Source organism: Methyloversatilis discipulorum, from assembly GCF_000385375.1.
Taxonomy (GTDB): Bacteria; Pseudomonadota; Gammaproteobacteria; order Burkholderiales; family Rhodocyclaceae; genus Methyloversatilis; species Methyloversatilis discipulorum_A.
In genome coordinates this window covers 722,368-742,599 of sequence record NZ_ARVV01000001.1, presented here as the reverse complement: position 1 = coordinate 742,599, position 20,232 = coordinate 722,368, and the positions used below count along the sequence as shown (strand labels likewise).

Annotated in this window: 30 protein-coding genes; all 30 read right to left on the bottom strand. The window is 61.0% G+C overall.

Features of this window, described 5'->3' with window-relative positions; translation table 11 throughout:
• Window positions 1-5: 5 nt before the first annotated feature.
• A complete protein-coding gene (rpsM, locus tag METRZ18153_RS0103590; RefSeq protein WP_019919614.1) occupies window positions 6-371 on the bottom strand; it encodes a 30S ribosomal protein S13 in 366 nt (121 codons plus the stop codon).
• 54 nt (window positions 372-425) lie between these two features.
• Window positions 426-539, bottom strand: a complete 114-nt coding sequence (gene rpmJ, locus METRZ18153_RS20465) for a 50S ribosomal protein L36 (RefSeq protein ID WP_081627205.1) — start codon at window positions 537-539, stop codon at window positions 426-428.
• A gap of 32 nt (window positions 540-571) precedes the next feature.
• The gene (gene infA / locus METRZ18153_RS0103585; RefSeq protein ID WP_008061745.1) at window positions 572-790 is read right to left on the bottom strand and encodes a translation initiation factor IF-1; all 219 of its coding nucleotides are present in this window, start codon (window positions 788-790) and stop codon (window positions 572-574) included.
• 6 nt (window positions 791-796) lie between these two features.
• Window positions 797-2,122 (bottom strand): preprotein translocase subunit SecY, encoded by a 1,326-nt coding sequence (gene secY, locus METRZ18153_RS0103580; protein ID WP_019919615.1) that lies wholly within the window; start codon window positions 2,120-2,122, stop codon window positions 797-799.
• Window positions 2,123-2,125: 3 nt separating this feature from the next.
• Window positions 2,126-2,560: a 50S ribosomal protein L15 gene (gene rplO, locus METRZ18153_RS0103575; protein ID WP_019919616.1), complete on the bottom strand. Its 435-nt coding sequence runs from the start codon at window positions 2,558-2,560 to the stop codon at window positions 2,126-2,128.
• Complete coding sequence (gene rpmD / locus METRZ18153_RS0103570; RefSeq protein WP_008061740.1) at window positions 2,561-2,743, bottom strand: 50S ribosomal protein L30; 183 nt, start codon at window positions 2,741-2,743, stop codon at window positions 2,561-2,563. It lies immediately after the preceding gene.
• 8 nt (window positions 2,744-2,751) lie between these two features.
• Window positions 2,752-3,276 (bottom strand): 30S ribosomal protein S5, encoded by a 525-nt coding sequence (rpsE, locus tag METRZ18153_RS0103565; protein WP_020163434.1) that lies wholly within the window; start codon window positions 3,274-3,276, stop codon window positions 2,752-2,754.
• A 20-nt stretch (window positions 3,277-3,296) separates the two neighbouring features.
• On the bottom strand, window positions 3,297-3,650 hold the full coding sequence (rplR, locus tag METRZ18153_RS0103560) for a 50S ribosomal protein L18 (RefSeq protein WP_020163433.1): 354 nt from the start codon (window positions 3,648-3,650) through the stop codon (window positions 3,297-3,299).
• 11 nt (window positions 3,651-3,661) lie between these two features.
• On the bottom strand, window positions 3,662-4,195 hold the full coding sequence (rplF, locus tag METRZ18153_RS0103555) for a 50S ribosomal protein L6 (protein ID WP_020163432.1): 534 nt from the start codon (window positions 4,193-4,195) through the stop codon (window positions 3,662-3,664).
• Between the two features lie 10 nt (window positions 4,196-4,205).
• Window positions 4,206-4,601: a 30S ribosomal protein S8 gene (rpsH, locus tag METRZ18153_RS0103550; protein ID WP_029143520.1), complete on the bottom strand. Its 396-nt coding sequence runs from the start codon at window positions 4,599-4,601 to the stop codon at window positions 4,206-4,208.
• Window positions 4,602-4,613: 12 nt separating this feature from the next.
• On the bottom strand, window positions 4,614-4,919 hold the full coding sequence (rpsN, locus tag METRZ18153_RS0103545; protein ID WP_019919621.1) for a 30S ribosomal protein S14: 306 nt from the start codon (window positions 4,917-4,919) through the stop codon (window positions 4,614-4,616).
• Window positions 4,920-4,926: 7 nt separating this feature from the next.
• Window positions 4,927-5,466 (bottom strand): 50S ribosomal protein L5, encoded by a 540-nt coding sequence (rplE, locus tag METRZ18153_RS0103540; protein WP_019919622.1) that lies wholly within the window; start codon window positions 5,464-5,466, stop codon window positions 4,927-4,929.
• 9 nt (window positions 5,467-5,475) lie between these two features.
• A complete protein-coding gene (gene rplX / locus METRZ18153_RS0103535; protein ID WP_019919623.1) occupies window positions 5,476-5,793 on the bottom strand; it encodes a 50S ribosomal protein L24 in 318 nt (105 codons plus the stop codon).
• 19 nt (window positions 5,794-5,812) lie between these two features.
• Window positions 5,813-6,181, bottom strand: coding sequence for a 50S ribosomal protein L14 (rplN, locus tag METRZ18153_RS0103530; protein ID WP_008061731.1), 369 nt, complete (start codon window positions 6,179-6,181; stop codon window positions 5,813-5,815).
• A 155-nt stretch (window positions 6,182-6,336) separates the two neighbouring features.
• The gene (gene rpsQ / locus METRZ18153_RS0103525; RefSeq protein ID WP_018228087.1) at window positions 6,337-6,606 is read right to left on the bottom strand and encodes a 30S ribosomal protein S17; all 270 of its coding nucleotides are present in this window, start codon (window positions 6,604-6,606) and stop codon (window positions 6,337-6,339) included.
• Window positions 6,603-6,797, bottom strand: coding sequence for a 50S ribosomal protein L29 (gene rpmC / locus METRZ18153_RS0103520; RefSeq protein WP_019919624.1), 195 nt, complete (start codon window positions 6,795-6,797; stop codon window positions 6,603-6,605). The genes rpsQ and rpmC overlap by 4 nt, the downstream gene beginning before the upstream one ends.
• Before the next feature lie 3 nt (window positions 6,798-6,800).
• Window positions 6,801-7,214, bottom strand: a complete 414-nt coding sequence (gene rplP / locus METRZ18153_RS0103515) for a 50S ribosomal protein L16 (RefSeq protein ID WP_008061728.1) — start codon at window positions 7,212-7,214, stop codon at window positions 6,801-6,803.
• Window positions 7,183-8,037: a 30S ribosomal protein S3 gene (gene rpsC / locus METRZ18153_RS0103510; RefSeq protein ID WP_019919625.1), complete on the bottom strand. Its 855-nt coding sequence runs from the start codon at window positions 8,035-8,037 to the stop codon at window positions 7,183-7,185. The genes rplP and rpsC overlap by 32 nt, the downstream gene beginning before the upstream one ends.
• A gap of 5 nt (window positions 8,038-8,042) precedes the next feature.
• Window positions 8,043-8,372, bottom strand: a complete 330-nt coding sequence (rplV, locus tag METRZ18153_RS0103505; RefSeq protein ID WP_020163430.1) for a 50S ribosomal protein L22 — start codon at window positions 8,370-8,372, stop codon at window positions 8,043-8,045.
• Window positions 8,373-8,384: 12 nt separating this feature from the next.
• Window positions 8,385-8,660 (bottom strand): 30S ribosomal protein S19, encoded by a 276-nt coding sequence (gene rpsS, locus METRZ18153_RS0103500; protein WP_008061716.1) that lies wholly within the window; start codon window positions 8,658-8,660, stop codon window positions 8,385-8,387.
• 10 nt (window positions 8,661-8,670) lie between these two features.
• Window positions 8,671-9,498: a 50S ribosomal protein L2 gene (gene rplB / locus METRZ18153_RS0103495; protein WP_020163429.1), complete on the bottom strand. Its 828-nt coding sequence runs from the start codon at window positions 9,496-9,498 to the stop codon at window positions 8,671-8,673.
• Entirely contained in the window at window positions 9,498-9,824 is a 327-nt protein-coding gene (gene rplW / locus METRZ18153_RS0103490; RefSeq protein WP_020163428.1) for a 50S ribosomal protein L23, read from the bottom strand. The genes rplB and rplW overlap by 1 nt, the downstream gene beginning before the upstream one ends.
• Window positions 9,821-10,444, bottom strand: a complete 624-nt coding sequence (gene rplD, locus METRZ18153_RS0103485; protein WP_020163427.1) for a 50S ribosomal protein L4 — start codon at window positions 10,442-10,444, stop codon at window positions 9,821-9,823. The genes rplW and rplD overlap by 4 nt, the downstream gene beginning before the upstream one ends.
• Window positions 10,445-10,454: 10 nt before the next feature.
• A complete protein-coding gene (gene rplC, locus METRZ18153_RS0103480) occupies window positions 10,455-11,096 on the bottom strand; it encodes a 50S ribosomal protein L3 (protein ID WP_024300633.1) in 642 nt (213 codons plus the stop codon).
• Between the two features lie 104 nt (window positions 11,097-11,200).
• Window positions 11,201-11,512, bottom strand: a complete 312-nt coding sequence (gene rpsJ / locus METRZ18153_RS0103475; RefSeq protein ID WP_018413334.1) for a 30S ribosomal protein S10 — start codon at window positions 11,510-11,512, stop codon at window positions 11,201-11,203.
• A 76-nt stretch (window positions 11,513-11,588) separates the two neighbouring features.
• Entirely contained in the window at window positions 11,589-12,779 is a 1,191-nt protein-coding gene (gene tuf, locus METRZ18153_RS0103470; RefSeq protein ID WP_020163423.1) for an elongation factor Tu, read from the bottom strand.
• A 23-nt stretch (window positions 12,780-12,802) separates the two neighbouring features.
• Complete coding sequence (gene fusA, locus METRZ18153_RS0103465) at window positions 12,803-14,896, bottom strand: elongation factor G (protein WP_019915265.1); 2,094 nt, start codon at window positions 14,894-14,896, stop codon at window positions 12,803-12,805.
• Window positions 14,897-14,961: 65 nt separating this feature from the next.
• Window positions 14,962-15,432 (bottom strand): 30S ribosomal protein S7, encoded by a 471-nt coding sequence (gene rpsG, locus METRZ18153_RS0103460; protein ID WP_019915266.1) that lies wholly within the window; start codon window positions 15,430-15,432, stop codon window positions 14,962-14,964.
• A 25-nt stretch (window positions 15,433-15,457) separates the two neighbouring features.
• Window positions 15,458-15,835: a 30S ribosomal protein S12 gene (rpsL, locus tag METRZ18153_RS0103455; RefSeq protein ID WP_008061703.1), complete on the bottom strand. Its 378-nt coding sequence runs from the start codon at window positions 15,833-15,835 to the stop codon at window positions 15,458-15,460.
• 190 nt (window positions 15,836-16,025) lie between these two features.
• A complete protein-coding gene (gene rpoC, locus METRZ18153_RS0103450) occupies window positions 16,026-20,228 on the bottom strand; it encodes a DNA-directed RNA polymerase subunit beta' (protein WP_020163426.1) in 4,203 nt (1,400 codons plus the stop codon).
• Window positions 20,229-20,232: the final 4 nt, after the last annotated feature.

Sequence of the window (20,232 nt, the reverse complement as noted above, 5' to 3'; positions counted from 1 at the left end):
ATTGCTTATTTCTTGGCGCCAGCGATCGACTTGCGCGGACCCTTGCGGGTGCGGGCATTCGTGCGGGTGCGCTGACCACGCAGCGGCAGGCCACGACGATGACGAACACCGCGATAGCAGCCCAGATCCATCAGGCGCTTGATGTTCATCGTCACTTCACGGCGCAGGTCACCCTCGATGGTGAACTTGCCGACCTCTTCCCGCAGCCGATCCATTTCGGCCTCCGAGAGGTCCTTGATCTTCGTCGTGCGGGCAATGCCGGCAGCGTCGCAAATCTTTTGTGAGCGGGAACGACCAACCCCGAAAATCGCCGTCAGAGCGATCTCGGTGTGCTGGTGGTTAGGAATGTTAACGCCGGCGATACGGGCCATGCAGTCACCCCGAAAAGCGAAACCTTAAATGTTATCAAAGACCACCAGCTAACGTCAACCTTGACGCTGCTTGTGACGCGGATCAGCACAAATGATGCGGACGACACCGTGGCGACGGATCACCTTGCACTTGCGGCAGACGCGCTTTACAGATGCTTGGACTTTCATCCCATTTCTCCAACTGGAACCAAACGCCGGACCTACTTGGCGCGAAATACGATGCGACCTTTGCTCAGGTCATAAGGCGTGAGCTGCACCGTTACCTTGTCACCAGGAAGAATGCGGATGTAGTGCATCCGCATCTTTCCGGATATGTGCCCGAGAACCACGTGTCCGTTTTCGAGCTTCACGCGAAACGTCGCATTCGGCAGGGTTTCAACAACTTCACCCTGCATTTCAATGACATCTTCCTTGGACATAGCTACCTAACGCGTCGGGAACCCAGCCCCGCGGAAATTCGCCTTCTTCAGAAGGCTCTCGTACTGATGAGACATCACGTACGCCTGCACCTGAGCCATGAAATCCATCGTCACTACAACGATGATCAGCAACGACGTGCCGCCGAAGTAGAACGGAACATTCCACTTCAGGATCAGGAACTCAGGCAGCAGACAGACCAACGTGATGTACACCGCACCGACCAGGGTAAGACGCGTCAGGATCTTGTCGATATAGCGCGCCGTCTGTTCGCCCGGACGGATGCCCGGAACGAAGGCACCGCTCTTCTTCAGGTTGTCCGCCGTCTCCTTGGCGTTGAAAACCAGCGCCGTATAGAAGAAGCAGAAGAAAACGATTGCCGTCGCGTAGAGCAACACATAGATCGGCTGTCCAGGCGACAACGTGGCAGCCAGATCCTTCAGCCAGCGCGTGCTGTCCGTGGTTGCGAACCACCCCGCCAGCGTCGCCGGGAAAAGGATGATCGACGACGCGAAAATCGGCGGAATGACACCGGCCATGTTCAGCTTCAAGGGCAGGTGCGAACTCTGTCCGCCATACACCTTGTTGCCAACCTGACGCTTCGCGTAGTTGACCAGGATCTTGCGCTGACCGCGTTCGACGAACACCACCACGGCCGTCACAGCGAACACCAGCGCAACGATGAAGAGCGCCGTCAGCTCGTGCATCGCACCGGTATTCACCAGCTCGAGAAGTCCGCCGATGGAACCCGGAAGCCCCGCAGCAATACCCGCAAAGATGATGATCGAGATCCCGTTGCCAATGCCGCGTTCGGTGATCTGTTCGCCCAACCACATGAGGAACATCGTCCCGGTGATCAGGGTCGAGATCGTCACGAAGCGGAACATCATCCCCGGATCGAGCACCAGTCCCTGCTGCGATTCAAGCGCAACGGAAATACCGAAGGCCTGGAACAGCGCGAGCGCCAGAGTGCCGTAACGCGTGTACTGCGTGATCTTGCGACGGCCCGCCTCACCTTCCTTCTTCAGCGCCTCAAGCGACGGCACTGCGACGGTCAGCAGCTGCATGATGATCGACGCCGAGATGTACGGCATGATCCCCAGCGCGAAGATCGTGAAACGCGACAGCGCACCGCCGGAGAAAAGGTTGAACACGCCGAGGATGCCGCCCTGCTGCCCCTGGAACAATTCCGCGAGACGAGCAGGATCGATACCCGGGACCGGAATATGCGCACCGAGGCGATAGACCAGCAGCGCGCCTGCGAGGAACCACAGGCGACGCCACAGATCACCGAACTTGGCGCTACGGCCGGGCTGCTGGGCGGCAGTAACCAACGCTTACTCTCCGACCTGGCCGCCAGCGGCTTCGATCGCCGCGCGCGCACCCTTGGTCGCGCCGATGCCCTTGAGCACGACGCGGCGGGTGATCTCGCCCGACAGAACCACCTTGGCAGACAGCGCGTCACGGGACACGAGGCCAAACTGCTTGAGCACCAGCAGATCAACGTCCTCGACCGGCAGACGCGACAGCGACGAAAGATTGACTTCCTCGTTGCGCGCACGCGTCAGCGACGTGAAGCCACGCTTCGGCAGTCGGCGCTGCAGCGGCATCTGGCCGCCTTCGAAACCGACGCTCTTCCAGCCGCCCGAACGCGACTTCTGACCCTTGTGGCCGCGGCCGCAGGTCTTGCCCAGGCCACTGCCCATGCCGCGACCGACGCGACGGCGCGCGTGCTTCGAGCCCTCGCCGGGCTTGATGTCATTCAGTTCCATTTAAGCCTCGACCTTCAGCAGGTAAGACACCTTGGTGACCATGCCGCGGACTGCCGGCGTGTCCTCAAGGACGACGGTGTGATGCAGACGGCGCAGACCCAGGCCACGCACCGTGGCACGGTGATCCTGCTTGCGACCGATCAGGCTCTTCACCAGAGTGACCTTCAGAGTTTTTTCAGCCATCACAGACCTCAGCCGAGAATTTCCGCCACGGTCTTGCCGCGCTTGGCGGCAATGTCCGACGGCGTGCTCATGCGCAGCAGGCCGTTCAGCGTGGCACGCACGAGGTTGTAGGGATTCGACGAGCCGAGCGACTTGGCGACGACGTCCGTCACACCCATCACTTCGAACACGGCACGCATCGGGCCACCGGCGATGATGCCGGTACCGGCGGCGGCCGGCTGGATCAGCACGGTCGACGCGCCGTGGTGGCCGACGATCGGGTGATGGAAGCTGCCGTCACGAAGGCTCACGCGAACCATCTTGCGACGAGCCTCTTCCATCGCCTTCTGCACGGCGACCGGCACTTCACGCGCCTTGCCCTTGCCCATGCCGATTCCGCCGTCGCCGTCACCGACCACGGTCAGAGCCGCGAAACCGAGAATACGACCACCCTTCACCACCTTGGTGACACGGTTGATCGACACCATTTTTTCACGCAGGCCGTCGTCGCGTTCTTCCTGGGCCTGGTTTTGCTTGCGTTGCGGTTTAGCCATCGCTTGAGTCGCCTGATCAGTTAGAACTTGAGACCGCCTTCGCGGGCGGCCTCAGCGAGCGCCTTGATACGGCCGTGGTACTTGAAGCCGCCACGATCGAATGCCACCTGCTCGATACCTTGCGCGCGAGCGCGCTCGGCAATCAGCTTGCCGACCAGCGTAGCAGCCTCGACGTTGCCGCCGTTGCTCACTTCCTTGCGCACCGACTCTTCGATGGTCGACGCCGCTGCGAGCACACGGGTGCCGCAACCGGAATAGACCTGCGCGTAGATGTGGCTGTTGCTGCGGTGAACCGACAGACGAACGGCCTTCAGTTGGGCGATGCGCGCACGGGTCTGGCGGGAACGGCGCAGACGGGAAATATTCTTGTCCATGTTCGTCACCCTTACTTCTTCTTGGTCTCTTTGATCACCACCACTTCATCCGCGTAGCGAACGCCCTTGCCCTTGTACGGCTCGGGCTGGCGATACGCGCGGACTTCAGCAGCGACTTGACCAACGAGTTGCTTGTCGACACCCTTGATGCGGATTTCCGTCTGCGCCGGCGTTTCAACCTTGATGCCTTCCGGCATCTGATGAACGACCGGGTGCGAGAAACCGAGCGACAGGTTCAGCTTGTCGCCTTGCGCCTGAGCCTTGTAGCCCACGCCGACCAGCAGCAGCTTGCGCTCGAAACCCTGGGTGACACCCTGAACCATGTTGGCGACCAGCGCACGCATGGTTCCGGAAAGTGCCTTGGTGTTCTCGGCGCCTTCGATCTGACCGAAACGGATCTCGCCGCCATCGACCGTAACCGACACAGCCGGGTTGATCACGCGGCGGATCTGGCCGAGCGGCCCCTTGACCGACAGCTCGCCGTTGCTCAGAGCAACGTCGACGCCCTTCGGCACGATTACTGGATTCTTTGCGATACGTGACATGTCTTCGTCCTCAGGCCACGATGCACAGCACTTCGCCGCCGACCTTCTCGGCGCGGGCCTTGCGATCAGTCATGACGCCGCGCGGCGTCGAAACGATGGCCACACCCAGTCCGTTCATCACACGAGGCAGGTCGTCCATGCCGCGATAAACGCGAAGACCAGGACGGCTGACGCGCTCGATGCGCTCGATGACGGGGCGGCCCGAGTAATACTTCAGGACCAGTTCGAGTTCAGCCTTGCCACCATCGGTGCGCACGCTGAAACCGTCGATATAACCTTCGGACTGCAGCACCCCGGCGATCGCCACCTTGATCTTCGAGGACGGCATGACAACAGAGCCCTTCTGTGCCATTTGTGCATTGCGGATGCGGGTCAGCATGTCCGCAATCGGATCACTCATGCTCATCTTGTACCCCTGTTACCAACTAGCCTTGACCATGCCGGGCACTTCGCCGCGGAAGGCCGCTTCACGCAACTTGTTGCGGCAAAGACCGAATTTGCGGAACACACCACGCGGACGCCCGGTCTGCTCGCAACGATTGCGAAGACGCGTCGGGCTGGAGTTACGCGGCAGCGCCTGAAGCTTCAGGCGCGCGGAAGCGCGATCTTCGTCGGACGCAGACATGTCAGCGATGACAGCCTCGAGCGCAGCGCGCTTGGCGGCGAACTTCGCAACCAGCTTCTCACGCTTCTCTTCACGGTTTTTCAATGCCAACTTGGCCATGGCAACCTCAATTCTTGAACGGGAACTTGAACGCGGCGAGCAGAGCCTTGGCTTCCTCGTCGGTCTTGGCGGTCGTCGTGATGCTGATGTTCATTCCGCGGACCTTGTCGACCTTGTCGTACTCGATTTCCGGGAAAATGATCTGTTCCTTGATGCCGATGTTGTAGTTGCCACGGCCATCAAAGCCCTTGCCGGACACACCACGGAAGTCACGCACGCGCGGCATCGCCACGGTGATCAGACGATCCAGGAACTCGAACATGCGAGGACCACGCAGCGTCACCATGCAGCCGATCGGGTAACCCTCACGGATCTTGAAACCCGCGATAGCCTTACGGGCCTTGGTGACGACCGGCTTCTGACCGGCGATCTTGACCATGTCTCCCACGGCGTGTTCAAGAACCTTCTTGTCACCCACCGCTTCGCCGACACCCATGTTCAGCGTGATCTTGGTGATGCGCGGAACTTCCATCACCGACTTGTAACCGAAGCGAGCCGTCAAATCGCCCACAACGGTTGCCTTGTAAAAATCTTGCAAGCGCGCCATTGTCGTTCCTTAAGCCTTGACCAACTCGCCATTCGACTTGAAGAAACGGACCTTGGTACCGTCTTCAAGCGTCTTGATGCCCACACGATCACCCTTGCTGGTGGCCGGGTTGAACAGCGCAACATTCGAAATGTCGATCGGCATTTCCTTCTCGACGATGCCGCCCTGCTGACCCTTCATCGGGTTCGGCCGCTGATGCTTCTTCACGCGGTTTACGCCCTCGACCAGAACCGAGCGCTCATCAACGCGACGCAGCACAGTACCGCGGCGACCACGATCCTTACCCGTCAGCACCACTACTTCATCGCCCTTGCGAATCTTTTCCATCTGACTCTCCAGCCTGGCCTCAGAGAACTTCCGGCGCCAGCGAAACGATCTTCATGAAACGCTCGCCGCGCAGCTCACGCGTGACCGGCCCGAAAATGCGGGTACCGATCGGCTCGAGCTTGTTGTTCAGAAGCACTGCGGCATTGCCGTCGAACTTCACGAGCGAACCGTCCGGACGACGCACACCCTTCGCAGTGCGAACAACCACTGCGTTATAGACCTCGCCCTTCTTGACGCGACCGCGGGGCGCAGCATCCTTGATGCTGACCTTGATCACATCGCCAATACCGGCGTAACGGCGCTTGGAACCACCCAGCACCTTGATACACATGACCGAGCGCGCGCCGGTGTTGTCGGCCACGTTCAGCATGGATTGCATCTGGATCATTTGTTATCTCCAACTTATCCCGCTCTGAGAGCGGTCAGTCTTGGACCCGTCAGGGTGTAGGACGAGCCCAACAAAACCTTGAGGCTCGGCGAAGCAAAGCGCGCCACAATAGCACGCAGGGAGAAGCTATACAAGCCCCTCCCTGAAATACATCTTCAGATCACGCGAGCCTGTTCTACAACCTGCGTAACCTTCCACGCCTTCGTGCGGCTGATCGGGCGGCACTCTTCGATCTGAACCAGATCGCCTTCGTGCGCTTCGAGGCCTTCAACGTGCGCGTGATACTTCTTCGACCGCATGATCACCTTGCCGTAGAGCGGGTGCTTCACACGACGCTCCACCAGAACGGTCACGGTCTTGTCCATCTTGTCGCTGACCACACGGCCGACCAGCGTGCGATGAACCTTTTGATTGGTCTCGCTCATTTCGTACTCGCTTTCTGTTGCAGCAGGGTACGAACGCGCGCGATATCGCGGCGCACGTTCTTCAGTTCGCTGGTGTTGGTCAGCTGTTGAGTCGCCTTCTGCATGCGCATCGAAAACTGCGCCTTCAGAAGATCCATCAACTCCTTGTTCAATTCAGCGGCATCTTTCGTCCGCAGATCCTTGGCTTTCATCGCTTACCCCAGCTGTCGCACGACAAAGGTGGTTTCGAGCGGGAGCTTGGCAGCCGCCAGGCGGAATGCCTCGCGCGCCAGCGCTTCGTCGACGCCGTCCATTTCGTACAGCACCTTGCCCGGCTGAATTTCCGCAACCCAGTATTCCGGATTGCCCTTGCCGTTACCCATACGCACTTCCGCCGGCTTCTTCGAGATCGGCTTGTCGGGGAAAATGCGAATCCAGATACGACCACCGCGCTTGATGTGACGCGTCATCGCACGACGTGCGGACTCAATCTGACGAGCCGTCAGACGACCGCGCGAAGTGGCCTTGAGACCGTACTCGCCAAAGGAAACCTTGGTGCCGCGGGTGGCGAGGCCCGTGTTGCGGCCCTTCTGCTCCTTACGGTACTTTCTTCTCGCCGGCTGCAGCATTGCTAGCTCCTGACTTTCTGACTCGTTGCTGAGTGGACTTCACGTCGGCATCCCCTGCCGGTGCGCCGCCTTCGGGCTTCGCATCACGAGCGGGGCGGCGGCCTGCCGGGCGGTTGTCGCCTTCGGGGCGACGACCGTCACGACGCGGACGACGTGCGTTATCGTTTTCTTCGGTAACCGCAGGCGCTTCGCCGCGGGCGAGCATTTCGCCCTTGAACACCCACACCTTGATACCGATCACACCGTAGGTCGTCTTCGCTTCCGACGTTCCGTAATCGATGTCTGCACGCAGCGTGTGCAGCGGCACGCGACCTTCGCGATACCACTCACGGCGAGCGATCTCGATACCGTTCAAGCGACCCGACGACATGATCTTGATGCCCTGGGCGCCGAGGCGCATTGCGTTCTGCATCGCGCGCTTCATTGCGCGGCGGAACATGATGCGCTTCTCGAGCTGCTGGGCGATCGAATCGGCGATCAGCTGGGCATCGATCTCCGGCTTGCGGATTTCCTCGATGTTGACGTGCACCGGCACGCCCATCATCTTGGCCAGTTGTGCCTTGATCAGCTCGATCTCTTCGCCCTTCTTGCCGATCACCACGCCCGGACGGGCCGAGTAGACGGTGATGCGGGCGTTCTTGGCCGGACGCTCGATGACCACGCGGCCGACGGACGCATGCGCCAGCTTCTTCTTCAGGAACGCGCGAACCTGCAGATCCTGATTGAGCATGCGCGGGAAGTCCTTGCTGGACGCGAACCAGCGCGAAGCCCAGTTATGCGTGACCGCCAGACGGAAGCCGGTCGGATGAATCTTCTGTCCCATAACCTTCAGTCTCCAACCGTGACGAACACGTGGCAGGTCGGCTTCACGATGCGATTACCGCGTCCCTTGGCCCGGGCGGTGAAGCGCTTGAGCACAACACCCTTTTCCACGTAAATGGTCTTCACCTTGAGGCTGTCGATATCGGCGCCATCGTTATGCTCGGCATTGGCGATTGCGGACTCGACGACCTTCTTGATGATCTTTGCGCCCTTCTTGGGGCTGAAAGCCAGAATGTTCAGAGCCTGACTGACCGACTTGCCGCGGATCAGATCGGCGACCAGCCGACCCTTTTGCGCCGACAGACGCACACCGCGAAGATTTGCACGGGTTTCCATTGTCATCGCTCCTTACTTCTTCGCTTTCTTGCCTGCGGTGTGACCCTTGAACGTACGGGTCAGCGCAAACTCGCCCAGCTTGTGACCGACCATGTTTTCCGAAACATAGACCGGAATGTGCTGGCGACCGTTATGCACGGCGATGGTGAGACCGATGAAGTCCGGCAGAACGGTCGAACGACGCGACCAGGTCTTGATCGGACGCTTGTCATTCGACGCGCGAGCCGTATCCACCTTGGCCAGCAGGTGGGCGTCGACGAACGGGCCTTTCTTGATTGAACGTGCCATTGCCTACCTCTTATCGCTTGTAGCGGCGCTGCACGATCATGTTGCTCGTGCGCTTGTTGCTGCGGGTGCGGTAGCCCTTGGTCGGCTGACCCCACGGGCTGACGGGAACGCGGCCTTCACCGGTACGGCCCTCACCACCACCGTGCGGGTGATCGATCGGGTTCATCACGGTACCGCGAACCGTCGGGCGCACACCGCGCCAACGGGTTGCGCCGGCCTTGCCAAGCTTGCGCAGGTTGTTTTCTTCGTTGCCGACTTCGCCGATGGTCGCGCGGCACTCCACGTGCACACGACGGATTTCACCGGAACGCAGACGCAGTTGAGCGTAGCTGCCTTCGCGGGCCAGCAACTGAACCGAGGTACCCGCGGCACGCGCCAGCTGGGCGCCCTTGCCCGGCGTCATCTCGATGCAATGCACCGTCGAACCGACCGGGATGTTACGCAGCGGCAGCGTATTACCAGACTTGATCGGCGCTTCCGAACCACTGACCACCTGCTGGCCGACCACCATGCCCTTCGGGGCGATGATGTAGCGGCGCTCGCCATCGGCGTAGCACAGCAGCGCGATATGAGCCGAACGGTTCGGGTCGTACTCGATGCGCTCGACAGTAGCGACGATGCCATCCTTGTTGCGACGGAAATCGATCACGCGATACTGCTGACGGTGACCACCGCCCTTGTGACGGGTCGTGATCCGGCCGTGGTTGTTGCGACCCGAGGTCTTGTTCTGGCTCTCGGTGAGCGAATCAACCGGACGGCCCTTGTACAGGGTCGGATTGACGACCTTGACGACGGCACGACGGCCGGCCGAGGTCGGCTTGACTTTGACGAGTGCCATTAGACAGCCCCTCCTTCAGCGAACTCGATGTCCTGGCCCGGCTTGATGCGCACAAAGGCCTTCTTCCAGTCGCTGCGACGGCCGAACGTGCGGCCAAAACGCTTGATCTTGCCCTTCACGTTCAGAACCTGAACCGACAGGACTTCGATCTTGTTGTCGCCCTTGCTGAACAGCAGCTCAACCGCAGCCTTGATTTCCGGCTTGGTAGCATCCGGCGCAACCTTGAACACGACCTGGTTGTTACGGTCGGCAATAAAGGTAGCCTTCTCGGAAATCTGCGGCGCGAGCAGAACCTGCATCAGCCTTTCCTGCGAAAAGTTGCTCATGCCCACATCTCCTCGAATTTGCTCATCGCGCTGCGCGTGACCAGCACCTTGCCGAAGCGGATGAGCGAAACCGGATCCGTCTCATGCGCTTCCAGGACCAGCACGTTGTGCAGGTTGCGCGACGACAGGAACAGGTTCTCATCGAGTTCGTCGGTGATCACGAGCACCGAATCCAGACCCATGCCCTTGAGCTTGCTCGACAGCAGCTTGGTCTTCGGAGCCTCGACATTGAAATTCTCGACCACAGCGATGCGGTCTTCGCGAGCCAGCTGCGAGAGGATCGCGGCGATGCCGGCGCGATACATCTTGCGATTGACCTTCTGCGAGAAGTTCTCGTCGGGCGAGTTCGGGAAGATGCGACCGCCGCCACGCCACAGCGGGCTGGAGGACATACCGGCGCGTGCGCGACCGGTACCCTTCTGACGCCACGGCTTGCGCGTGGTGTGCTTGACCAGCGTACGGTCCTTCTGAGCGCGGGCACCCTGGCGAGCGTTGGCCTGATAGGCCACGACCACCTGGTGCACCAGCGCTTCGTTGTATTCGCGGGCGAACAGCGCGTCCGGTGCCTGCACCGTCGCCGCCTGTTGACCAGCGTCGTTCAAAACCTTCAATTCAGCCATCGCGCTCTCCTCAGCCCTTGACCGCCGGCAGCACGACAACGTCGCCGCCCTTGGAACCCGGAATTGCGCCCTTGATGAGCAGCAGCTGACGGGCCTCGTCGATACGCACGACCTCCAGCCCCTGCTGGGTGCACTTGACGTCACCCAGGTGACCGGCCATGCGCTTGCCCGGGAAGACTCGACCCGGATCCTGCGCCATACCGATCGAACCCGGCGAGTTGTGCGAGATCGAGTTGCCGTGCGACGCACGGTTGGACGAGAAGTTGTGGCGCTTGATGGCACCGGCAAAGCCCTTACCGATGGACGTACCCGTCACATCGACCTTCTGGCCTACCGAGAACACCGAGGCAGGGCTGATCACATCACCCGCCTTGAACTCGGCGAGTTTGCCAGCATCCACACGGAATTCACGCAGCACCTCACCGGCCTCGACACCTGCCTTGGCGAAATGACCTGCGGCGGCTTTGTTCACGCGAGTAGCGCGACGCTTGCCGAAAGCGACCTGCACCGACGTGTAACCGTCGGTTTCTGCTGTCTTGATCTGGGTAACGCGATTGTTCGACACATCAACGACCGTCACCGGAACGGTTTGCCCGTCGTCGGTGAAAATACGCGTCATGCCGACCTTGCGACCCACAAGGCCTAGAGTCATGTTTTTCTCCTCATCCCGGTTGCGATTGACCGGGATCCGTTTCAACTGCCACCGGAACATCCGGTGACGCTTACCGGCAAAAAGTACGCCGGAAAAGACTGCACTTACTGAAGCTTGATCTCGACATCCACACCCGCCGGCAGATCGAGCTTCATCAACGCGTCGACGGTCTTGTCGGTCGGGTCGATGATGTCCATCAGGCGAACATGAGTACGGATTTCAAACTGATCGCGCGAGCTCTTGTTCACGTGCGGCGAACGCAGCACGTTGAAACGCTCGATGCGGGTCGGCAGCGGCACGGGACCACGAACAACGGCGCCGGTGCGCTTGGCGGTATCCACAATCTCAAGAGCCGACTGATCGATCAGGCGATAGTCGAATGCCTTGAGGCGAATACGAATCTTCTGGCTTTGCATTGGTTTTTCCCAAAGAGCGAAAGAGCAAAGCCGGGTAGCACAAGCCACCCGGCGCAAAAGCTGTCGATTGTACTAATTATTCGATGATCTTTGCAACCACGCCGGCGCCGACGGTGCGGCCACCTTCGCGGATCGCGAAGCGCAGACCTTCTTCCATCGCGATCGGGGCGATCAGCTTCACCGTGATCGACACGTTGTCGCCCGGCATCACCATTTCGGTGCCGGCCGGCAGTTCGATCGAACCGGTCACGTCCGTCGTACGGAAGTAGAACTGCGGGCGGTAGCCGTTGAAGAACGGCGTGTGACGACCACCTTCTTCCTTCGACAGCACGTAGATCTCGGCCGTGAAGTGCGTGTGCGGCTTGATCGAGCCCGGCTTGGCCAGAACCTGACCACGCTCCACGTCTTCACGCTTGGTGCCGCGCAGCAGCACACCGACGTTGTCGCCCGCCTGACCCTGGTCCAGCAGCTTGCGGAACATTTCAACGCCGGTGCAGGTGGTCTTCACGGTCGGCTTGATACCGACGATTTCGATTTCCTCACCGACCTTCACGATGCCGCGCTCGATACGACCGGTCACCACGGTGCCGCGGCCCGAGATCGAGAACACGTCTTCGATCGGCATCAGGAACGCGCCATCCACCGCGCGCTCCGGCGTCGGGATGTAGCTGTCCAGCGCAGCGGCCAGCGCCATGATGGCGCCTTCGCCCAGGTCGGTCTTGTCGCCTTCCAGCGCCTTCAGGGCCGAGCCCTTGACGATGGGCACGTCGTCGCCCGGGAAGTCGTACTTCGACAGCAGCTCGCGCACTTCCATTTCAACCAGCTCGAGCAGCTCGGCGTCGTCGACCATGTCGCACTTGTTCAGGAACACGACGATGTACGGCACACCGACCTGACGGGCCAGCAGGATGTGCTCGCGCGTCTGCGGCATCGGACCGTCAGCGGCCGAACACACCAGGATGGCGCCATCCATCTGCGCGGCACCGGTAATCATGTTCTTCACGTAGTCGGCGTGACCCGGGCAATCAACGTGCGCGTAGTGACGGGTTGCCGTCTCGTACTCAACGTGCGCCGTGTTGATCGTGATGCCGCGTGCCTTCTCTTCCGGCGCTGCGTCGATCTGGTCGTACGCCTTCGCCTCACCACCGAACTTCGACGACAGAATCGTCGTGATCGCCGCCGTCAGCGTCGTCTTGCCATGGTCAACGTGACCAATCGTGCCCACGTTCACGTGCGGCTTGGTGCGCTCAAACTTTCCCTTTGCCATTTCTAACCCCTAAATCCCAAAACTCACTTCTTGTTGATGATGGCGTCAGCGACGTTCTTGGGCGCTTCCGCGTAATGCTTGAATTCCATCGAGTAGGTTGCGCGACCCTGGCTCAGCGAGCGCAGCGTGGTCGAGTAACCGAACATCGATGCGAGCGGCACTTCAGCCTTGATCGCCTTGATGCCACCCGGCAGGTCTTCCATGCCCTGGACGATGCCGCGACGACCGGACAGGTCACCCATGACGTTGCCCATGTAGTCTTCCGGCGTTTCCACCTCGACGGCCATCATCGGCTCGAGCAGAACCGGACTGGCCTTGCGCATCGCATCCTTGAAGGCCATCGAAGCAGCCATCTTGAACGCGTTCTCGTTCGAGTCCACGTCGTGGTAGGAGCCATCAAACAGCGTGACCTTCACATCCACCACCGGGAAGCCAGCCAGAACACCGTTCGGCAGGGTCTCCTGCAGGCCGCGATCGACAGCCGGGATGAATTCGCGCGGCACGGTACCGCCCTTGATCGCATCCACGAACTGATAGCCCTTGCCCGGCTCGTTCGGCTCAAGCTTGATCCAGACGTGACCGTATTGGCCGCGACCGCCCGACTGCTTGACAAACTTGCCTTCCTGTTCGACCGACTTGCGCACCGCCTCGCGGTAGGCCACCTGCGGCGCACCGACGTTTGCCTCGACACCGAATTCACGCTTCATGCGATCAACGATGATTTCGAGGTGCAACTCGCCCATGCCCGAAATAACGGTCTGGCCGGACTCTTCGTCTGTACGCACGCGGAAGGACGGATCTTCCTGTGCCAGACGGCCCAGCGCCAGGCCCATCTTTTCCTGGTCACCCTTGGTCTTCGGCTCCACAGCGACGTGAATCACCGGCTCCGGGAATTCCATACGCTCGAGCGTGACTTCGGCATCCGGATCGCACAGCGTTTCACCGGTGGTCACCGACTGAAGGCCGATCGCAGCGGCGATGTCGCCTGCACGAACCTCTTCGATTTCCTGGCGATCGTTGGCGTGCATCTGCACCAGACGGCCGATACGCTCCTTCTTGCCCTTGACCGGGTTGTACACGGTATCGCCGGACTTCAGAACGCCCGAATAGACACGAATGAAGGTGAGCTGACCGACGTACTTGTCCGACATCAGCTTGAACGCCAAGGCGGAGAACTTCTCGTCGTCGGCCGCTGCGCGCTCAACCTGCTCGTCGTTTTCACCGATGCCCTTGACCGGCGGAATATCAACCGGGGAAGGCAGGAAATCGACGACAGCATCCAGCATGCGCTGCACGCCCTTGTTCTTGAACGCGGTGCCGCACAGCATCGGTTGGATTTCGCCTGCAATGGTGCGGGTGCGCAGACCGAGGATGATGTCAGCCTCGGAAAGCTCACCGCTCTCGAGGTACTTGTTCATCATCTCTTCGCTGGACTCGGCAGCCGCCTCGACCATCTTTTCACGCCACTCTTCACAGGTGGATTGCAGCTCGGCAGGAATGTCCTCGTACGAGAACTTGATGCCCTGCGAAGCCTCATCCCACAGAATGGCCTTCATCTTGATGAGGTCGACAACGCCCTTGAAGTTCTCTTCCGCGCCGATGGGCACAACCACCGGAACCGGATTCGCGCTCAGACGAGTCTTAAGCTGCTCGTACACCTTGAAGAAGTTGGCACCGGTACGGTCCATCTTGTTCACGAAGGCGAGACGCGGCACACCGTACTTGTTGGCCTGACGCCACACGGTTTCCGACTGCGGCTGAACGCCACCCACCGCGCAATAGACCATGCACGCACCGTCGAGCACACGCATCGAGCGCTCGACTTCGATCGTGAAGTCGACGTGGCCCGGGGTGTCGATGATGTTGATGCGGTGTTCGGGATAGTTGCCGCCCATGCCCTTCCAGAAGGTGGTCACGGCAGCGGAGGTGATCGTGATGCCACGCTCCTGCTCCTGTTCCATCCAGTCCGTCGTGGCGGCGCCATCATGCACCTCACCCAGCTTGTGGTTGACGCCGGTGTAGTAAAGAATCCGCTCGGTCGTCGTCGTCTTGCCGGCGTCGATGTGAGCGGAAATGCCGATGTTCCGGTAGCGCTCGATCGGTGTCTTGCGTGCCACGATACAGTCCTTTGAAACAAGAGGCCGCCACAAGTGGCGGCCAGTCAGTTAAGCGAAATTTGGAATCAGAAGCGGAAGTGCGAGAACGCCTTGTTGGCATCCGCCATCCGGTGAACTTCGTCTCGCTTCTTCATTGCAGCGCCGCGACCTTCAGCCGCTTCCAGCAGCTCGGCAGCCAGACGCAGGCCCATCGACTTCTCGGAACGCTTGCGGGCAGCCTCACGCAGCCAGCGCATCGACAGCGCCATGCGACGCGACGGACGCACTTCAACCGGCACCTGATAGTTGGCACCACCAACACGGCGGCTCTTCACCTCGACCACCGGCTTGACGTTGTTGATCGCCTGGGAGAACACCTCGAGCGGATCCTTGCCACTCTTGGTCTTGATCTGGTCAAACGCGCCATAGACGATGCGCTCGGCAACAGACTTCTTGCCGGCAGACATCAGCACATTGACAAACTTGGAAAGCTCGACACTGCCGAATTTCGGATCCGGCAGAATGTCCCGCTTGGGTACTTCGCGACGACGCGGCATTTTTTAACCCCTCAATCTCTTGCGATTACGCTTTCTTCGGACGCTTGGCGCCGTACTTCGAACGGGACTGCTTACGATCCTTCACACCCTGAAGGTCGAGCGAGCCGCGGACGATGTGGTAGCGCACACCCGGCAGATCCTTCACACGGCCACCGCGAATCAGCACAACCGAGTGTTCCTGCAGGTTGTGACCTTCACCGCCGATGTAGGAAATGACCTCGAAGCCGTTGGTCAGACGCACCTTGGCGACCTTACGCAGTGCCGAGTTCGGCTTCTTCGGGGTCGTGGTGTACACGCGGGTGCAGACGCCGCGCTTTTGCGGGCAGGCTTCGAGAGCCGGCACCTTGGATTTGCTTACCGGCGACGTGCGCGGCTTGCGTACAAGCTGATTGATGGTTGGCATTTTTTCGAGATTCCAAAAGACCGGAGGCGACGCCTATCCAGTGGCCCGCCTCCGCGACTCGTTCGCCTTGAGCCCGCTACGGTTGGCGGACCCACAAAGAGGCCGGATTATAGGCACATAAAAACAACAGGGTCAACCCCGCGGCATTCGCCGAACACCGCGGGGTTGTGCTCTCTACTGCGTAAGACGATTACTGCGCTTCACCCGCATCGGCGTCCGCCGTCACGGGGTCATCGCCGAACAGCACGCGATCGGCTGCCGCAGCGTCGTCGCCGACAGCCTGGGCACGACGGGTGCGGTGGTAGGCCAGACCCGTACCGGCCGGGATCAGGCGACCGACGATGACGTTTTCCTTCAGGCCGCGCAGTTCGTCGCGCTTGCCCATGATGGCCGCTTCGGTCAGCACGCGGGTCGTTTCCTGGAACGACGCCGCGGAGATGAACGAATCGGTCGACAGCGAGGCCTTGGTAATACCCAGCAGCATGTACTGGTACTCGGCCGGGCGCTTGCCCTCGGCGACCAGACGATCATTCTCGTCGAGCACCTCGGAACGTTCGACCTGTTCCTCGCGGATGAACTTCGAATCGCCGGAATCAACGATGACCACGCGACGCAGCATCTGGCGGACGATCACCTCGATGTGCTTGTCGTTGATCTTCACGCCCTGCAGACGGTACACGTCCTGCACTTCGTCGATGATGTAGCGCGCCAGCTCCTCGACGCCCTTCAGGCGGAGGATGTCGTGCGGCTCGACTGCGCCGTCGACGATCACCTCGCCCTTGTTCACCACCTGACCGTCGTGCACCGTGACGTGCTTGTCCTTCGGGATCAGGAACTCGTTCACCGTACCATCCGGCTCGGTGATGACCAGACGCTGCTTGCCCTTGGTGTCCTTGCCGAACGACACGGTACCGGTGACTTCGGCCAGCAGACCGGCGTCCTTCGGCGAACGGGCTTCGAACAGCTCGGCCACGCGCGGCAGACCCCCGGTAATGTCGCGGGTCTTCGCGGATTCCTGCGGGATACGCGCCAGCACGTCACCGACGCTGACCGCCTGACCGTCCTTCACGGTGATGATACAACCCACCTGGAAGGTGATCGACACGGCCGTATCGGTACCGGCAATCTTCACCTCGTCGCCCGATTCGGTCAGCAGCTTCACCTGCGGGCGCAGGCCCTTGGTGCTGGTGCTGCGACGCTTCGGATCGATAACCACCAGCGTCGTCAGGCCGGTCACGTCATCGACCTGCTTCGCCACGGTCACGCCTTCCTCGACGTGTTCGAAGCGCACGATGCCCGAGTACTCGGTAATGATGGGGCGGGTATGCGGATCCCAGGTCGCCAGGCCGGTGCCGGCCTTGATGGTCTGACCTTCATCGACCTGCAGCGTCGCTCCGTACGGCACCTTGTGGCGCTCGCGCTCACGGCCGTGATCATCGGTAATGATGATTTCGGCACTGCGGGCGATGACGATCTTCTCGTTCTTCGCGCTGGTGACATAGCGCATGTTCTGCGTGAAGCGGATGACGCCCGCGCTCTTGGCTTCGACACCGCTGGCGGCGGCAGCTCGCGACGCCGCACCACCGACGTGGAAGGTACGCATCGTCAGCTGCGTGCCCGGCTCGCCGATCGACTGCGCCGCGATCACACCCACTGCCTCGCCGGCGTTGACGATCTGGCCGCGACCGAGGTCACGACCGTAGCACTGGGCGCACAGGCCGTAGCGCGTTTCGCAGGTCAGCGGCGTACGCACCTTCACCTCATCGACGCCGAGCGAATCCATCAGATCGCAGCGGTCTTCGTCGATCAGTTCGCCGGCGTAGATCACCGTTTCCTGGGTCTCCGGATTGACGACGTCAGCAGCCGTCACGCGGCCGAGCACACGCTCGCGCAGCGGCTCGATCACTTCACCGCCCTCGACCAGCGCCTTCATGACGAAGCCTTCGGCGGTGCCGCAATCGTCTTCGGTGACCACCAGATCCTGCGTCACATCGACCAGACGACGGGTCAGGTAACCGGAGTTCGCGGTCTTCAGCGCCGTATCGGCCAGACCCTTACGGGCGCCGTGCGTCGAGATGAAGTACTGCAGAACGTTCAGACCTTCACGGAAGTTCGTCGTGATCGGCGTTTCGATGATGGAGCCGTCCGGCTTCGCCATCAGGCCCCGCATACCGGCCAGCTGACGGATCTGGGCGGCGGAACCGCGGGCGCCGGAGTCGGCCATCATGTAGATGGAGTTGAACGACTCCTGCTTCACCGTGTTGCCGTTGCGATCGACCGTATCTTCCTGACCGAGCTGATCCATCATCGCCTTCGCGACCTGGTCACCGGCGCGACCCCAGATGTCCACTACCTTGTTGTAGCGCTCGCCGTCGGTCACCAGACCCGACGTGTACTGCTGGGCGATTTCCTTCACCTCCGCTTCGGCAGCGCTGATGATGGTGTGCTTGGCGTCCGGCACCAGCATGTCCTTCACCGCGATCGAAATGCCGGCGCGGGTCGCGAGACCGAAACCGGCCTGCATCAGCTTGTCGGCAAAGATGACGGTTTCGCGCAGGCCGCAGCGACGGAAGCTGTGGTTCACCAGCTTCGAGATTTCCTTCTTCTTCAGCGGCTTGTCGAGCACCGAGAACGGCAGGCCCGGCGGCAGGATTTCTGCCAGCATGGCGCGACCGACCGTGGTGTCGTAGCGCGTGGTCTTCTCGCGCTTCTCACCGTCGACCACTTCGACTTCGCGGATGCGCACCGACACCTTCGAGTGCAGTTCGACGAAGCCGTTTTCGTAAGCGCGGCGCATTTCGTTCACGTTCGCGAACATCATGCCCTCGCCCTTGCCGTTGATCTTGGCGCGGGTGGCGTAGTACAGACCGAGCACGATGTCCTGCGACGGCACGATGATCGGCTCGCCGTTGGCGGGCGACAGCACGTTGTTCGACGCCAGCATCAGCGTACGCGCTTCCATCTGCGCTTCCAGCGACAGCGGCACGTGGACGGCCATCTGGTCACCGTCGAAGTCGGCGTTGAACGCCACGCAGACCAGCGGGTGCAGCTGGATGGCCTTGCCTTCGATCAGCGTCGGCTCGAAGGCCTGGATGCCGAGGCGGTGCAGCGTCGGCGCGCGGTTCAGCATAACCGGATGTTCGCGGATCACCTCTTCGAGGATGTCCCACACCTCCGGCACTTCCTGCTCGACCAGCTTCTTGGCAGCCTTGATGGTGGTCGCCATGCCGTTCAGTTCGAGCTTGTTGAAGATGAAGGGCTTGAACAGCTCAAGCGCCATCTTCTTCGGCAGGCCGCACTGGTGCAGCTTGAGCTGCGGACCGACCACGATGACCGAGCGGCCCGAGTAGTCGACGCGCTTGCCCAGCAGGTTCTGACGGAAACGACCGCCCTTGCCCTTGATCATGTCGGCCAGCGACTTCAACGGACGCTTGTTGGCACCGGTCATCGCCTTGCCGCGACGGCCGTTGTCGAGCAGCGAATCCACCGCTTCCTGCAGCATGCGCTTTTCGTTGCGCACGATGATTTCAGGCGCCTTCAGCTCGAGCAGACGCTTCAGGCGGTTGTTGCGGTTGATGACGCGGCGGTACAGGTCGTTCAGATCCGAGGTCGCGAAGCGGCCGCCATCCAGCGGCACCAGCGGACGCAGGTCCGGCGGCAGCACCGGCAGCACTTCCAGAATCATCCACTCGGGCTTGATGCCCGAATGCTGGAAGCCTTCCAGGATCTTCAGACGCTTCGAAATCTTCTTCATCTTCGCTTCGGAGCTGGTGGCTTCCAGCTCGCCGCGAAGCTTCTCGACTTCACGGTTCAGGTCGAGCGAACGCAGCATGCCGCGCACGCCTTCCGCACCCATGAACGCGGTGAAATCGTCGCCGTACTCCTCGACCTTGGCGAGGTAGTCGTCTTCCGACAGCAGCTGACCGCGGTTCAGCGGCGTCATGCCCGGGTCGACGACGACATAGCCTTCGAAGTACAGCACGCGCTCGATGTCGCGCAGCGTCATGTCGAGCACCATGCCCAGACGCGACGGCAGCGACTTCAGGAACCAGATGTGCGCGGTCGGGCTGGCCAGCTCGATGTGGCCCATGCGCTCGCGACGTACCTTGGACAGCGTGACTTCAACGCCGCACTTCTCGCAGATGACGCCGCGGTGCTTCAGGCGCTTGTACTTGCCGCACAGGCACTCGTAATCCTTGACCGGGCCAAAGATCTTGGCGCAGAACAGACCGTCCCGCTCCGGCTTGAAGGTGCGGTAGTTGATGGTCTCCGGCTTCTTGACCTCGCCGTAGGACCAGGAACGGATCTTGTCCGGCGACGCGAGACCGATGGTGATCGCGTCGAACTCTTCTTCCTGCGTGACCTGCTTGAAAAGATCCAGCAATGCTTTCATGGCA